The sequence below is a fragment of the Martinezella sp. CNPSo 3957 genome (assembly GCF_057784395.1).
The window spans coordinates 1-14,526 of the sequence record NZ_JBXSOU010000015.1; the positions used below are offsets into that span (position 1 = coordinate 1).

Below are 14,526 nucleotides of genomic sequence, written 5' to 3' on the forward strand. Positions count from 1 at the left end.
CGCGGCGAACGCCTTCTGGCCCTCCTCTCCGAGCGCTTCCTTCGCAAGTTCGGTCGCCGTCGCCCCGGGCGACAGCACGTTGACCCGGATGCCGGTGCGCGTGATCACGGCGGTCTTTCCATTCGATCTAGTCATGTCATGCATTCCTTGTGTCGCGTCTCGGGTCATCGCTTTGCGGAGACATCCTCCGACATCCTCGATATGGGTCCGCCGGCGATAAGCGGTGAGTGCGCAATCGCGCGCATCCGTGGTGCGAAAACGATCCACTTACGTGACCGAGCGCAGCGACGATCATGTGAAATCCGGCCAAGTAGGGTAGAATGGTCCTCAGAAGCCGCCTCATGCGGCGCGGGAATGGACCATGATCGACTGGGATGACGTTCGATATTTTCTTGCCGCTGCACGTGGCGGCTCAGTGCGGGCTGCCGCCAAGAGCCTCGGAGTCAACCACGCGACGGTGCTTCGACGTATTGCTCAACTCGAGGAGCGCCTCGGCGCGCAGATGTTCGAAAAGCTGCCTTCGGGCTACCGCCTAACGGCTGCGGGCGAGGAGGTTCTCGAGTTCGCGAACCAGATGGAAGCCTCGTCGCACCAACTGGAGACGCGCGTCTTCGGGCGCGATCAGAGCGTACGCGGGCTTCTGCGGGTGACGTTGCCCCCGTTCCTTGCGACACACCTGCTCATGCCGGATATCGCAGATTTTGCGCGTCTGCATCCGGACATCGAGATGGAGGTCGTATCGACCGGCGAGGTCGTGAATCTGACCAACCGGGAGGCGGATGTGGCGATCCGGATGGTCTCCGATCGCAAAACCCTGCCGCTCAATCTTTATGGCCTAAAAGGTCCGGATCTGCTCGCGGGCGTTTATATGTCCCGCGATAGACTGGCAGCGTGGCGTGCGGGTGCGCCACATCCAATCCGGCCCATCGTCGTCGGCGGTCAGGCTCTTCCGGACTGGGTCGACGAAGGGGAGTTTCGCGCCACAGGGGTTCCATTCAGGACGCCGGACGCCGACGCGCAGATCGCTGCGGTAAGGCAGGGGATCGGCATCACCAGACTGCCCTGTTTCGTCGGAGATGCCGATCACCTGCTGGCGAGAGTTCCGGGCATCGATCTGAAATCACGTGCGACGGTCTGGCTTCTTACGCAGGGGGAGACACGCAAGACGAAGCGCGTCCGGATTTTCACAGAGTTCATATCCCACCGACTCGCCGGATACACTCCGCTCCTTGCCGGGCGGTCCATATAACGCGGCTGACGTCCCGTGCCCAACGCCACAGATGGGTTAGTGAAATTGCTGCCAGAGATTGGCACTCCCAAGGCTGACAGGCGCCGAGTGACTGCTCTCCGTGAAATCGAAATGCATAGTGGACGGTCCTCTCCCGGCCCCAAATCGCTCATTCCAGACCGACAAAGCAGATGACCGCTACCGAGGAATTTCAGACGGATAGGTTGGAATCCTACTTTGCTTGCAGTTTAGGGAACGAATGTCGATCTTCAGCATCGCTTTCCCGCCTAAACGTACGATTTCGCAGTAATCTTGTCCCGACCCCAATCTCCTGCGATCCTGACCGAGATCGTAGGAGACTTTTGTGCCCTTGGCGGGGAGCTGTCGCTTCCGGGGCGCGAAGACGTGAACGAAGATTATCCTTGCCTGCATCGTTCGGTGCGATGAGGCCGAATCCCTTTCCATTATTGAAGAAATTGATGGTCCCAATAGAGATGACCGTTCCCGTTCTTCCCCGTCTGAAGACAACGATCATGATTTGCAGGAGTGCCGGGAAGCTTATTGATCTCCGTCAACCTATAATCTTAGAATTACTAGTAATATTTCCCGATGGGACAGGCGTCGGACGATTTTATTCTTGAACAGATCCTGATCTGCAAGGCTCTTCTTGCAGATATCGAGAGACGCCGACCAGAATTGTCGCGACTAGACTATACACCCATTGCTGCAGACGCCATCGCTATTCAGCAGCTCCAAAGTCTCCGCCATACATTGAAAAACCTCCTTTATATCGCGGGTCAACAACATGTTTCCGTTGACCACTCCCTTGGTGGCGGCAACTGAGAGGTACTTAGGAGCGGAAACAGGCCACCTTCGCACCCAGGTTGGCGGGCCATCTCGTTTATCGGCACCTTGCGCTCGACCAGGTGATGGAGACGTCGTCGATCGGCGAGGGTCAGTTGCGTATAGCATCGAGGCATGCCAAGATGTCCAAAGTGAAGCCATTGAAATTATTTGAATATCTCACTGAAGAATAGGTCGGAGATATTTAGCCGGCTAAAAATCAGATAAGCGGCTCCAACCGCCGGCAATTGCAACAATTATCTCGAATGCGTTGTCGAAACTGCAATAATTGGTGGCTGCCAAAGAAGCGCGCCGCCCTTCAAAGATTGGCCCGTGGATGGGATGGCTTAAGATTGCGTGTTTCCAGATGCATCCATCATGCCGAGCAGGCATGGTTTTAAAGCCTGAAAAGATATTGACGGGCAAAGGACCTGGGGTGCCGCAGACTGCGAATTGGACGGATCTCAGGAGATGGTGGATTTGAGATACGGGTGCATGGGAGGGGGCATTCGATACTTTTGTGAAGCCGCTTTAGAAGCATAACTATCTGATCTATCGAGCTTCTTGTATAGGAGCTGCGCGTTCATATCCCATCAAGAGCAGCCCATAGCTCATCGAGGGATCATGCCCCATTGCGTGGAAACACAGCACACTCAACTGATGGCAGCGGACCACCAACATTCATCAGCTTAGCGACAGCCTAATCACTGCAAACTAAAAACGTAATTTTCCCCGGCAAGGCTGTGAACTACACCGGACGTCACAATCCGCATACAGCCCTTAAGGGAAAAGGACGCAAGCAATGGCAGTTGAAACCGTGGACACTCTCGTTGTTGGTGCTGGGCAAGCCGGCATTGCAATGAGTGAACACCTGGGCAAGGCCGGTGTGTCCCACCTAGTCCTCGAGCGTAGCCGTATAGCCGAGCGCTGGCGCTCGGAGCGTTGGGACTCGCTAGTTGCCAACGGCCCCGCCTGGCATGATCGCTTCCCCGGAATGGAATTTCCCGATCTCGATCCGGATGGCTTCCCGGCAAAGGATGCCGTTGCCGACTATTTCGAGGCCTATGCCAGGCAGATCGATGCTCCTATCCGCTGCGGCGTAGAAGTCAGGAGCGTCGAAAGGCATGTCGGACGCCCCGGCTTCCGGGTCGAAACCTCGCAAGGCGTGATCGATGCACAGAACATTGTTGCGGCAACCGGTGCTTTCCAAGTGCCTGTCGTTCCCGACCTGATCGCGAATGCACCCGGTATTGCGCAGATGCATTCGACCAAGTACCGCAATCCAGGCCAGCTCGCCGAAGGAGCTGTTCTCGTCATCGGCGCCGGTTCTTCCGGAACCCAGATTGCCGAGGAGCTTATGCTTTCCGGCCGCAAAGTCTATCTTTCCGTCGGCCCGCATGATCGCCCGCCGCGCGCCTATCGTGGCCGCGATTTCTGTTGGTGGCTGGGCGTTCTGGGGAAGTGGGATATGGAAACACCCGGTCCGGGCACCGAACATGTGACGATCGCCGTCAGCGGTGCGCGGGGCGGTTACACGATCGATTTCCGCCGTCTCGCCGGAAAGGGCATGATCCTGCTCGGCCGCACAATCGGCTTTGACGGAACAAACCTTAGCTTTTCCGACGATCTTGCCACCAACCTGGATCGCGGCGATGCCAACTACATGGCGCTGCTGGACGAGGCGGATGCCTATGCTGCGAAGAACGGCATCGACCTGCCGGAAGATCCCGAAGCGCGCCGTTTCGAACCGCAGCCGGATTGCGTCTCTTACCCTATCCTCAATCTCGATCTGGCGCAGGCCGGGATTACCACGATCATCTGGGCGACCGGCTTCTCTTCAGACTACAGCTGGCTAAAACTGGATGTCTTCGACGAGCGCGGCCGTCCGAAACACCAGCGCGGTGTTTCGGCTGAGCGCGGTATATACTTCCTCGGCCTTCCGTGGCAGTCACGCCGCGGATCGAGCTTCATCTGGGGCGTGTGGCATGACGCGAAGCATATCGCCGACCGTATCTCGACACAGCGCAAGTACAACGAATACCGGCCTTCGAACCAGAAAGCTGATTAAGGCACCCCCCAGGATCCAGCGATAAAGTTCTCCCGATTCAAGGAATTCAACATGACCCATACACGCATCCGCAAGTTCAATACCAAGGATACCTATCCGGAGCAGAAGCTGGACAACGACCTTTGCCAGACGGTTGTCGCTAAGGGCACGATGGTGTTCGTGCGCGGCCAGATCGGCCAGGACCTCGACACCTCAGGCAGCGTTGCGATCGGCGACGTCACCGGCCAGACCGAACAGGCCATGGCCAACATCAAGATGCTTCTTCAGGAAGCCGGCTCGTCGCTCGATCACGTCTGCAAGATTACCATCTACATCGTCGATCCGCGTTATCGCGAGGCCGTCTATCGCGTCGTCGGCAAGTGGCTGAAGGGCGTCTTCCCCGTCTCGACGGGAATTGTCGTCTCCGCGCTTGCCCGTCCCGAATGGCTTGTCGAAGTCGACGCCATTGCCGTCATTCCTGAATAAGGTTTTGTGAGCCCATGACCTTTTCCATCGCCGCCCGCTGCGCCAAGACCGGCATGTTCGGTATCGCCATCTCCTCCTCCTCTCCGGCAGTCGCCGCGCGCTGCTCGCATGCCCGAGCTGGCGCCGGGGTGGTGGCCAGTCAGAACATCACCGATCCCAGCCTCGGCATATCCGGCCTGGAGATGCTGGGAATGGGGGCGACGGCGGAAGAAGCGCTTGGCCGGCTGCTGGCATCGAACCCCTTTGCCGACTATCGGCAGTTGGCAATCGTCGATGCACGTGGACACGTCGCCGGTCACTCCGGCGAGCGTACGCTCGGCGTCCATGCGATGGCAAAGGGCGAGGGCTGCATCGCCGCCGGCAATCTTCTGGCGAATACCGATGTCGCGCAGCGCATGGTCGCCGCATTCGAGATATCCCCTGGCGATCTTCCTTCCAGGCTGCTGAAGGCACTTGCCGCTGGGCTTGAAGCAGGCGGCGAGGCGGGCCCCGTACGCTCGGCGGGACTGAAGGTTGTCCGCAACGTTGCCTGGCCAATCGTCGATCTCCGCGTAGACTGGCATGATCAGCCGATCGAGGCCCTCCAGGATCTTTGGGCGATTTATGAGCCGCAAATGGAAGACTACGTTAAGCGGGCGCTTGACCCCAACGCCGCCCCATCCTTTGGGGTGCCGGGCGATGAATAATGCGATCGCCCGCTGCTTGTTCTTCCAGCTAGCAGAGATATGATGAGGCTATGAGATACACGCTCCGCCAGATCGAATATTTCATTGCGACTGCGGAGACAGGAAGTATTACCCTCGCATCCGAGCGACTGAATATTTCCCAACCATCGATTTCCACTGCCATCACCCATTTGGAAACGGAACTGCAGACGCAGCTCTTCGTGCGCCACCATGCGAAAGGCCTTTCGCTGACGCCGGCTGGCCGCCTTATGCTGGCGGAAGCCAAGCAACTCGTCGAGCAGGCCGAGAATATCTACACGGTCGCCTCCGAAGTTAATGAAAAGGTCCGCGGCCAGCTTTCCCTCGGATGTATGGTGACGCTTGCCTCGATGATCATGCCGGAGCTTTCGCACTCCTTCACCTCAGCTTTCCCGGAAACGCGAATTATTCAGACGGTCAGCGATCACGAAGAGCTGCTGGGAAAGCTCCAGCGTGCGGAAATCGATGTTGCGATCAGCTATGACCTGCTCATCACGGATGATTTCGAGTTCACGCCGCTTGCAACGCTGCCTCCACATATTCTCGTTGGAGAATCGCATCCGTTCGCGCGCTACCCATCTGTCAGCTTGGACGAATTGGCCGATTACCCGCTCATTTTGTTGGATCTGCCCATCAGCCGCGAATATTTCCTAGGGCTCTTCGCAAAATCGGGCGTCGAACCGTTCATTGCCATGCGCTCTGCTTACCAGGACGTCATTCGCACAATGGTGGCGAATGGTTATGGTTATACGATCGCAAATGTTCGGCCTCGGTCGCAATTGGCAATGGACGGCCGGACGGTCGTGCGTGTGCCGATCTCCGGCAACCAAAAACCGATGGTCATCGGAGTCCTTACCCTAAAGCAAAATCGCAAGCCTCGATTGATCGAGATGTTCGAGCAGCATTGCAAGTCGTGTGTGTCCGACTCCTACATACCTGGGATGGTCGCCCCGGTCATGGAACGCCGCAAGGTGTCAACGTGATAGGGCTGCCAAGCTTTTGATGAAGCGTCGCCTCGGAAATGCATTATTTCTCTGAGGCCAGGCGAGTGCCATGATCGCTTAGCGCAACGATTTCTGCACAGCACCTACGATCGCGCGCTAACCGGGCGCGTCCTTCGTAGAGTGCCAGCACATAGTCACTTTGGAGACATGACGTGAATTCAGACAAGCTTATGAACGGCGACTTCGCGGCACTGATCGCCGAAATGACCAACGAGGAGAAAGTCGCCCTTCTGGCCGGGCATAGGATGTGGAAGACGAAGGCAATCGAACGCCTCGGCATCCCAAACATCGTCATGACCGATGGCACTTATGGTGTCCGCTACTCCATCCACCAAATCGACAATGAAGAAGCCGGTGGCGTCGATTTCTCGGCCTTCCTGAATGTCGTCGGCCAGCGAGCCAGCCATGTCGAAGTGGCATGGGGCGCCATGAAGCAAGCCACCTGCTTCCCGAACGGATCCAGCCTCGGCTGCTCTTGGGACGTCGATCTTGCCCATGAGCTTGGCACTGCGCTCGCCATGGAATGCCAGGAGTTTGGCGTGCATCTATTGCTCGGCCCCGGCATCAACATCCGCCGCACACCGCTCGGCGGCCGTTCTTACGAATATTACGGTGAGGATCCGGTCATCAGCGGTGATTTCGCAGCCGGCGTCATCAACGGCTTACAGGAAAACGGTGTCGGTGCATCGCTGAAGCACTTTGCTTGCAACAATTCCGAAGTCGAGCGTACCTCGATGGATTCTGTCGTCGATGAGCGCGCCTTGCGGGAAATCTATCTCAAAGGCTTCCAGCGCGCGATCGAGAAGAGTAATCCGTGGACGGTCATGAGCTCTTACAATCGCCTGAACGGTGTTCAGGCGGCTGAGGATCACTGGCTTCTGACAAAGGTACTGCGCGAGGAGTGGGGCTATGAAGGTCTCGTCGTCTCCGACTGGCACGGCATCAAGGATCGTCCGGCTTCCCTGGCGGCGGGCAACGATCTCGACATGCCGGAAAGCGAAACCCGCAAGAGCGACCTTCTTGAGGCCATCGGGGCTGGAAAGGTCGACATGGCCGTGGTGGACGAAGCCTGCGCCCGCGTTCTGGCGCTAGTGCGCGCCAGCAAGCTCGGCGAGCGGCGCAACACGGTGTTCGACCGCGATGCCCACCACAAGCTCGCCCGTCGCATGGCAGGCGAATCCATGGTTCTCCTGAAGAATGACGATCAGCTGCTGCCGATCACGCCCGCCAAGGTCAAGCGGATGGTCGTCATCGGCGAAGGTGCCGGCGTTCCGGTCATTCAGGGCTCGGGCTGCGCGACCACCACGCCGACACTTGTCGATGTGCCGATCGACGAGATCGTCAAGTTGGCCGGCGATGCCATCAAGGTCGAGCAGTATCGCGGCACGAGCGAAGTCGAGAGTGAGCGCGCGGCACTCATTGCGGAGGCTGTCGAGGGCGCACGCGGCGCCGACGTGGTTGTCATCTTTGTTTGTACGGAGAATGGGTACGACGGCGAGGGCTCTGACCGCACGACGCTCGACCTCGCGCCGGGTCACGATGCGCTCGTCAGCGCCGTTACTGTCGTCAACCCGAATGTCGTCGTTGCCATCGCCAGCCCTGACGCAGTCGTCATGCCGTGGGTTCCGGCAGTGAAGGCGATCGTCGAAATGTTCTTTTCCGGTCAGGCGACCGGCGGCGGTATCGCCGACATTCTCTTTGGGGTCGTAAATCCCTCGGGCAAGCTGACAACAACCTTCCCGAAGCGCATGCAGGACATGCCTTCCTATCTCAGCTACCCCGGCGAGAACGGTCGCCACTACTACAGCGAAGGCATCCATGTCGGATATCGCTGGTATGATGCGCGCGAGATCGAACCGCAATACCCCTTCGGCTTCGGCCTAAGCTATACGACCTTCGCTTATTCCGATCTAAAATTGGATCGGTCGGCGCTGAATGTCGGCGAAGAGGTGGTCGCGAGCTTCACTGTGACCAACACCGGCGCCGTCGCCGGCAAGGAAGCGGCCCAGCTCTATGTGAGCTACGGCAAGCCGCGGCTACAGCGTCCGAAGCGCGAACTGAAGTCCTTTGCCAAGGTGCATCTGGCGCCGGGCGAATCGAAGCGGGTGTCGCTCACGATCCCTGCTGCGGATTTCGCGCTCTATGATTCCGGCAAGGGGCGCTGGATCCTCGATGACGATGCCGTGCAGATCGAAATCGGTTCGTCCTCGCGCGACATTCATCTGGCAGCGCCACTGCAAATCCGTTCGCGCGCCTCGCGCCATCGTGAAGTGAAGTGGGATACGCAGCCCGTCTTTATCCTCGCCAATCCGATCGCACGGGCCAAGTTCAATCAGTTCCTCCAGAAGCACCTGTCGATCGACGAAGGTGAGGCGGACCGGATGCTCGAACATTGCGCCAACTCGTTCTTCGGCATGTTTACGACTTTCGACCGGCGCTTCCGCCAGGCCTTCCCGAAGGGTGATATCGCGGCACTGCTCGCCGATATCAACCAGACAATGGCTGATGAAGAGACGATGGCCCGCTGAGGGCCGTCAAAGACAGAGAATAATGGAGGCTCGCTGCGATGCGGGCCTTCGTCCGTTTTGGGAGTGTCATTTCTTGAATACGCTTGACCTGCTTGATCGTCTTGTCGCCTTCCCCACCGTTAGCGCTAATAGCAACCTGCCGCTGATCGATTTTGTCCAAACCTATCTCCACGACCGCGGTTTCGAGTGCCGATTTGTTGCTGACCAGATTGGCAAAAAGGCGAACCTGTTTGCCAGCATCGGTCCCCGCCAGGATGACGGCATTGTTCTTTCCGGCCACACCGATGTGGTGCCGGTCGCAACGCAAGCATGGACCTCCGACCCTTTCCGGCTGACGCGCCGCGGCTCTCGGCTCCATGGCCGTGGCTCGACGGACATGAAGGGGTTTCTTGCAAGCGCGCTATCCGCTGCCGACCGCATCGATGGCAAACTATTGAAGCGGCCATTGCATCTCGCCTTCTCGCACGATGAGGAGATCGGCTGCGTCGGCGTGCGCTCCCTGCTCGATGTCCTGGCGAAGGAACAGTTCAGGGCTTCGCTTTGCATCGTCGGAGAGCCGACATCGATGGCGATCGCGCTTGGTCACAAAGGGAAGGTGGCCGCGCAGGCTCGTTTCAGAGGCGAGGCAGGCCATTCCTCGCTGGCACCGCGTTTCATCAACGCCATTCATCTGGCTTGCGATTTCGTCGGCAATCTACGCGGCGTGCAGCAGGAAATCGCGGAAAGCGGATGCCGCGATGCGGACTACGACATCGCCTACACCACTGTTCATGTTGGCAAGATCGCCGGCGGCGAGGTCCTGAATATCGTGGCCGAACGTGCGGCCGTCGACTTCGAGATACGTCATCTCGCTGAGGATAATGTCGAGGAGATCCTGACCCGCATCCGCGCCTTAGCGGACCCTGCAGCGGAAATCGAAGTCCGCAATGCCTATCCAGGGCTGTCCACCGCGGCAGAAAGCAATGCCGCTAGCTTTGCAGCGCATCTTCTCGGCCAGGCGCCTACGACGAAAGTATCCTTCGGCACCGAGGCTGGACTATTCGCAACGAGACTGGGACTTGAAACGGTCGTTATCGGCCCCGGCAACATGGATCAGGGTCATCAACCCGACGAATATATCGAGGAAGCCGAGCTGCACCTCTGCGACGCCATGATGGATCGTCTGATCGGCGAACTCTGCTAGATGTCGAGGGGCAGTCGCCGCATCCGGCGGCTGCGACTGCGCCCTACAGGCGCTGCTCGCTTTCCTTCGAGAAGATGGAGGCGATGGAGGGATTGAAGGCCAAGCGGACTTCTCCTGACAGGCCGCGGGCCTTGGCCGCAGGAAGTCGGACCGACAACTTCTGTTCTCCCAGTGCGAACCAGACGAGCGTATCGGCGCCCATGGGCTCGATAAAGGTAATCGGCGCGAAGAGCGTTGGCAGCGTCGTGCGATCGTCGGCAAGCTGGATGTCTTCCGGCCGAAAGCCGATGACTATCCCCTGGCCGCTGACGGCAGGTTGACGGAACGGATAGGCATCAATCGGCAGCTGATAGTCGCCGAAGACTGCCATTGGCTCGCCATCTTCGATCCTGATGCGGGCCGAGAGAAGGTTCATGCTCGGCGAGCCCACGAAGCCGGCGACAAACAGCGTTTCCGGCTTCTCGTAGAGTTCATCCGGTGTGGCATATTGCTCGATCTTGCCAGCCTTCATGACTGCGACGCGCGTTGCCAGCGTCATGGCTTCGATCTGATCGTGTGTGACATAGACGATCGTGCTGCGCAATTCCTGGTGCAGCCTCTTGATTTCCAGGCGCATCTCCGTGCGCAGCTTTGCATCGAGGTTCGAGAGAGGCTCGTCGAACAGGCAGATAGGGCTTCGGCGTACAAGCGCCCGCCCGATCGCCACGCGCTGACGCTGCCCGCCTGAGAGCTGCGAGGGGCGGCGGTCGAGAAGAGGCGTCAATTGCAGGAGGTTCGCGGCCCATTCGACGCGCTTGGCGATCTCGGCCTTGGCGACTTTGTTGACCCGCAGGCCGAAGCCAAGGTTCTTGCGCACCGTCATCGTGGGATAGAGCGCGTAGGACTGGAAGACCATCGACATGTTGCGACGACTTGAATCAACGTTGGTGACATCCTGGTCGCCGGCGACAATCCTGCCGGTATCGAGGTCCTCAAGGCCGGCAATGACATTGAGCAAGGTGGATTTGCCGCATCCGGAGGAGCCCAAGAGCACAATGAACTCGCCGCTGGCGACCTGGAGGTTGATATCGCGCAGGATATGCTGTGGTCCGAAGGACTTGTTGGCGTTAATAACGGAGATCTGTGTCATTGCATTAGCCCTTTACTGCGCCGGCGGCGAGACCGCGCGCAAAATAGCGTCCGGAAAGAATGTAAATGAGAAGTGGCGGCAGCGCGGTCAGGAAGGTCGCGGCCATGTTAACATTGTATTCTTTGACGCCGGTCGTTGTATTGACGATGTTGTTCAGCTGCACCGTGATCGGCAGGTGGTCTCGCCCGGCAAAGATCAGGCCCAACAGGAAGTCGTTCCAGATACCGGTCGCCTGCATGATGAGGGCGACGACAAGCACGTTGACCGACATCGGCAGCATGATCTCGAAGAAGATCGTGAAGAAGCCGGCTCCATCCATCTTGGCTGCCTTCGAAAGCTCCGGCGGAACGCCCTGGTAGAAGTTGAAGAACAGCAGCGCCATGTAGGGCAGGCCGAATATGATGTGGATCAGGATGATCCCCGGCAGTGTTCCGTAGAGGCCGATGCTGCTAAAGATGCGCACCATCGGATAAAGTATGACCTGATAGGGTATGAAGGCGCCGAGCATCAGCGACAGCAGGATGACGCGGCTGACCTTCGATTGCCACTGCGAAAGGGCAAAGCCGGTCAGAGCGCCGAACAGGATCGAGAAGATCACGCCCGGAACGACGATCTCGACGGAATTCCAGAAATTTCCGTGGATGCCGTTGCACTCGATACCGGTGCAGGCCGTCATCCATGCCTTCGACCAGGCATCGAAATTGAGGCTCTGGGGCAGGGTGAAGATGTTGCCCGTGCGCAGTTCGTCGGTGGTCTTCAGCGACGTCGAGATCACCAGCAGCAGCGGGATCGCGTAGTAGACCAGCGCCACGGACAAGATGACGTAAAGTAGGGCGCGGCCAGGTTTCGCGCTTTTCGCGCGGGGAACGCTATAGATCACCGGTGCGCCGGACTGGGCGAGAGGGGTCGCAGTCATCGCTTCTGCCTCTTGAGCTCGATATAAACATAGGGGGAAAGCGCGCAGATGACTGTTACCAGCATCAGGATGGCGGCGGCAGCCGCGGTGCTGATATTGGCGCGCTGGAAAAGGAGGTCCACGACAAACTTTCCGGGGACATCCGTGCTGATACCCGGGCCACCGCCCGTCATCGCGACGACGAGATCATAGCTTTTGACCACAGCCGTTGCCAGAAGGATGACGCAGGTCAGAATTAGAGGCCGCAGCATGGGAAGCACGATGCTGATATAGGAGCGCCAGACGGGGATGCCGTCGATCTTCGCTGCTTTCCAGATATCGCCGTCGATGCCACGCAGGCCGGCCAACATGATGGCCATGACAAGACCTGAGGATTGCCAGATGGCAGCGATGGAGACGGCGTAGATTGCCTTTTCCGGGCTCGCAAGCCAGTTAAAGCTGAAATCCTGCCAGCCAAAGCTGCGTACCAGCGCCTCGACGCCGGTCGTCGGGTTGAGCAACCATTGCCATGCAAGGCCGGTAACGACAAAGGACATGGAAAGCGGATAGAGAAAGAAGACGCGGAAGAGACCCTCAGCCTTGACGTTCCGGTCGAGCAATGCAGCGAGCGTCGTGCCGATGACGAGTGAACCGGCTATGAAAAGGCTGCCAAAGATCAGCATGTTGGCAAAAGCGGTATGCCAGCGCGGCATGGACAGCAGGGTGGCATACTGGCTGAAGCCGTATAACTTGTAGTTCGGCAACATCGTCGAATGCGTCAGCGATATATAAAGTGTCCAGAGAATTGTGCCGTAGAAACAGACGGCGATGACCACGGCACTCGGCACAAGCGTAAGCTTGGCCGCCAGGTTCTTCTTAAACATTGCTTGCCCCCGTTGGTCGACGTCGCAACTCATTTACGAGACTGCCCCGGCAATGATGCCGGGGCAGCAGAGACTAACGAAAGGTCTTAGTTCCGCGCAACAATATCAGCATACTGCTTTGCCGCCTCAGCAGGCGTCATGGACGGATTGCTCCAGAACTGGGTTACCAGATCCTTGATGGCCCCAACAGTTTCGCTGCTAAAGGAAAGCTCAGCGTTCGGGGCAAGCGCGTTCGGGTCCTTGAGCAGACCGACTGCCTTCTGGGTGCAGATGTCCGCATCCTTGAGGTTTACGTCCAGGCGCGGGGGCAGGGCGCCCTTGATGGAGTTGAAGGCCACCTGGGTTTCCGGATCGATCATCACGTCGACCAGCAGCTTGCGGGCCGCGACCTGTTCCGGCTTGTCGCCGACCGGGAAGACAAAGGTGTCGGAAACGATGTTCAGAACGCCATTGGTGCCGGGCGCCAGTTCGCAGCCATATTCCTTGCCGGGCGTCATCTTGGCGGCCTGGAACTCGCCTTTTGCCCAGTCGCCCATGATCTGCATCGCGGCTTTACCGGTGATGACCATGTTGGTGGCGTCGTTCCAGTTGCGGTTCGTGTTGCCGTCATCGACATAGCCGCGCAACTTGGCGAAAGTCTCGAAGGATTTTACCATCAGCGAGCCGCCGGCGGCATCGACGTCATGCTTCGTGTAGACGTCCGTGTAGAACTTGTTGCCGCCGGTCGCGATCATGATGGACCGGAAGACGAGGGCTTCCTGCCATGCCTGACCCCCAAAGGCGAGCGGGATATACCCCTTGGCCTTGATCTTGTCCGCCGCGGCGAAGAACTCATCCCAGGTTGCCGGCGGCTTAACGCCGACGTCGTCAAATACCTTCGTTGAGTACCACATCCAGTTTGCGGTACCGATATCGATCGGAACGGCGTAGAGGTGGCCGTCAACGCTCGCCTTATCGACGACCAGCCTCGGAAGGAATGTCTGCCAGCCCTTGGTGGAGGCTATATTGTCGATCGGAGCGAGGACGCCTTGTTCGACCAGCGGCTTGATTTCGCCGAGATCGACGACCATCGAAGTCGGTGCGTCACCACCAGCGAGACGGCTGAGAACAGCGGCCCGGGCGGCTTCATAGCCGGTAACCGGGCTGTCCTTCCAGGTGCCGCCCTTCTTGGCGACATCATCGGCGATGACTTTGATGGCTGCGGCTTCGCTTCCGCTTGTCCAATAGTGCATGACTTCAGCAGTCTGCGCGAAGGCCTGGTTCGAAAGCAGGAGCGCAATTGCTGTGCTTGCGCCGGCCAGTGACAGTTTCATTCCCATTTTGATCCCCTTATTGGCTTGATTTCCGGGGTCGAGTTAATTTCGCCACCAGTCGAATAGCAATTTCGATTTTATGTGCCATTGCGTCGCTAAAACCGATCTTCTTGAGGCAGCGGGCGTTCACAAAGTTCAGCAAAGACAAATCGAGTCACGCCGATACGCGCTCGTGACGGCTAATATCTTGAAGAAATTGCCTATTGGAGCCAACTCCATAGCAGGGGAGTTACGCCGCAGCCGGTCCTTCACATAGGAAGTCCTCAGGCTATCAATCTCTTA

Annotated in this window: 11 protein-coding genes and 2 pseudogenes; 7 read left to right on the plus strand and 6 right to left on the minus strand. The window is 58.4% G+C overall.

Annotated elements, in window-relative coordinates:
• Positions 1-96, minus strand: a pseudogene (locus tag AC13QE_RS26165) (oxidoreductase); the annotation flags it as partial.
• Between the two features lie 265 nt (positions 97-361).
• Between AC13QE_RS26165 and AC13QE_RS26170 the strand changes: the two are divergent.
• Positions 362-1,249 carry a LysR family transcriptional regulator gene (locus tag AC13QE_RS26170; RefSeq protein ID WP_488485894.1) on the plus strand — a complete coding sequence of 296 codons (888 nt, stop codon included), beginning with the start codon at positions 362-364 and terminating at the stop codon, positions 1,247-1,249.
• 857 nt (positions 1,250-2,106) lie between these two features.
• Here the strand turns inward: AC13QE_RS26170 and AC13QE_RS26175 are convergent.
• A pseudogene (locus AC13QE_RS26175) lies at positions 2,107-2,208 on the minus strand (IS30 family transposase); the annotation flags it as partial.
• A 665-nt stretch (positions 2,209-2,873) separates the two neighbouring features.
• Here AC13QE_RS26175 and AC13QE_RS26180 point away from each other — a divergent pair.
• From AC13QE_RS26180 to argE, 6 genes are all read left to right on the plus strand, one after another.
• Positions 2,874-4,139: a flavin-containing monooxygenase gene (locus AC13QE_RS26180; protein WP_488485895.1), complete on the plus strand. Its 1,266-nt coding sequence runs from the start codon at positions 2,874-2,876 to the stop codon at positions 4,137-4,139.
• Positions 4,140-4,190: 51 nt separating this feature from the next.
• Positions 4,191-4,604, plus strand: a complete 414-nt coding sequence (locus AC13QE_RS26185) for a RidA family protein (protein WP_488485896.1) — start codon at positions 4,191-4,193, stop codon at positions 4,602-4,604.
• 14 nt (positions 4,605-4,618) lie between these two features.
• A complete protein-coding gene (locus AC13QE_RS26190; protein WP_488485897.1) occupies positions 4,619-5,290 on the plus strand; it encodes a DUF1028 domain-containing protein in 672 nt (223 codons plus the stop codon).
• Positions 5,291-5,340: 50 nt separating this feature from the next.
• Positions 5,341-6,291 carry a LysR family transcriptional regulator gene (locus AC13QE_RS26195; protein WP_488485898.1) on the plus strand — a complete coding sequence of 317 codons (951 nt, stop codon included), beginning with the start codon at positions 5,341-5,343 and terminating at the stop codon, positions 6,289-6,291.
• A gap of 191 nt (positions 6,292-6,482) precedes the next feature.
• Positions 6,483-8,840, plus strand: a complete 2,358-nt coding sequence (locus AC13QE_RS26200; RefSeq protein WP_488486011.1) for a beta-glucosidase family protein — start codon at positions 6,483-6,485, stop codon at positions 8,838-8,840.
• Between the two features lie 73 nt (positions 8,841-8,913).
• Entirely contained in the window at positions 8,914-10,023 is a 1,110-nt protein-coding gene (gene argE, locus AC13QE_RS26205; protein ID WP_488485899.1) for an acetylornithine deacetylase, read from the plus strand.
• Between the two features lie 43 nt (positions 10,024-10,066).
• Here argE and AC13QE_RS26210 read toward each other — a convergent pair whose 3' ends face one another.
• From AC13QE_RS26210 to AC13QE_RS26225, 4 genes are all read right to left on the minus strand, one after another.
• Complete coding sequence (locus AC13QE_RS26210) at positions 10,067-11,152, minus strand: ABC transporter ATP-binding protein (protein ID WP_488485900.1); 1,086 nt, start codon at positions 11,150-11,152, stop codon at positions 10,067-10,069.
• A gap of 4 nt (positions 11,153-11,156) precedes the next feature.
• Positions 11,157-12,068: a carbohydrate ABC transporter permease gene (locus AC13QE_RS26215; protein WP_488485901.1), complete on the minus strand. Its 912-nt coding sequence runs from the start codon at positions 12,066-12,068 to the stop codon at positions 11,157-11,159.
• Complete coding sequence (locus AC13QE_RS26220) at positions 12,065-12,931, minus strand: carbohydrate ABC transporter permease (protein WP_488485902.1); 867 nt, start codon at positions 12,929-12,931, stop codon at positions 12,065-12,067. The genes AC13QE_RS26215 and AC13QE_RS26220 overlap by 4 nt, the downstream gene beginning before the upstream one ends.
• A gap of 86 nt (positions 12,932-13,017) precedes the next feature.
• On the minus strand, positions 13,018-14,250 hold the full coding sequence (locus AC13QE_RS26225; RefSeq protein WP_488485903.1) for an ABC transporter substrate-binding protein: 1,233 nt from the start codon (positions 14,248-14,250) through the stop codon (positions 13,018-13,020).
• Between the last annotated feature and the right edge of the window lie 276 nt (positions 14,251-14,526).

Excerpts from the sequence above, each read along its gene's own strand:
- AC13QE_RS26170 (WP_488485894.1), top strand. The coding sequence starts at position 362 with ATGATCGACTGGGATGACGTTCGATATTTTCTTGCCGCTGCACGTGGC.
- AC13QE_RS26180 (WP_488485895.1), top strand. The coding sequence starts at position 2,874 with ATGGCAGTTGAAACCGTGGACACTCTCGTTGTTGGTGCTGGGCAAGCC.
- AC13QE_RS26185 (WP_488485896.1), top strand. The coding sequence starts at position 4,191 with ATGACCCATACACGCATCCGCAAGTTCAATACCAAGGATACCTATCCG.
- AC13QE_RS26190 (WP_488485897.1), top strand. The coding sequence starts at position 4,619 with ATGACCTTTTCCATCGCCGCCCGCTGCGCCAAGACCGGCATGTTCGGT.
- AC13QE_RS26195 (WP_488485898.1), top strand. The coding sequence starts at position 5,341 with ATGAGATACACGCTCCGCCAGATCGAATATTTCATTGCGACTGCGGAG.
- AC13QE_RS26200 (WP_488486011.1), top strand. The coding sequence starts at position 6,483 with ATGAACGGCGACTTCGCGGCACTGATCGCCGAAATGACCAACGAGGAG.
- AC13QE_RS26210 (WP_488485900.1), bottom strand. The coding sequence starts at position 11,152 with ATGACACAGATCTCCGTTATTAACGCCAACAAGTCCTTCGGACCACAG.
- AC13QE_RS26215 (WP_488485901.1), bottom strand. The coding sequence starts at position 12,068 with ATGACTGCGACCCCTCTCGCCCAGTCCGGCGCACCGGTGATCTATAGC.
- AC13QE_RS26220 (WP_488485902.1), bottom strand. The coding sequence starts at position 12,931 with ATGTTTAAGAAGAACCTGGCGGCCAAGCTTACGCTTGTGCCGAGTGCC.
- AC13QE_RS26225 (WP_488485903.1), bottom strand. The coding sequence starts at position 14,250 with ATGGGAATGAAACTGTCACTGGCCGGCGCAAGCACAGCAATTGCGCTC.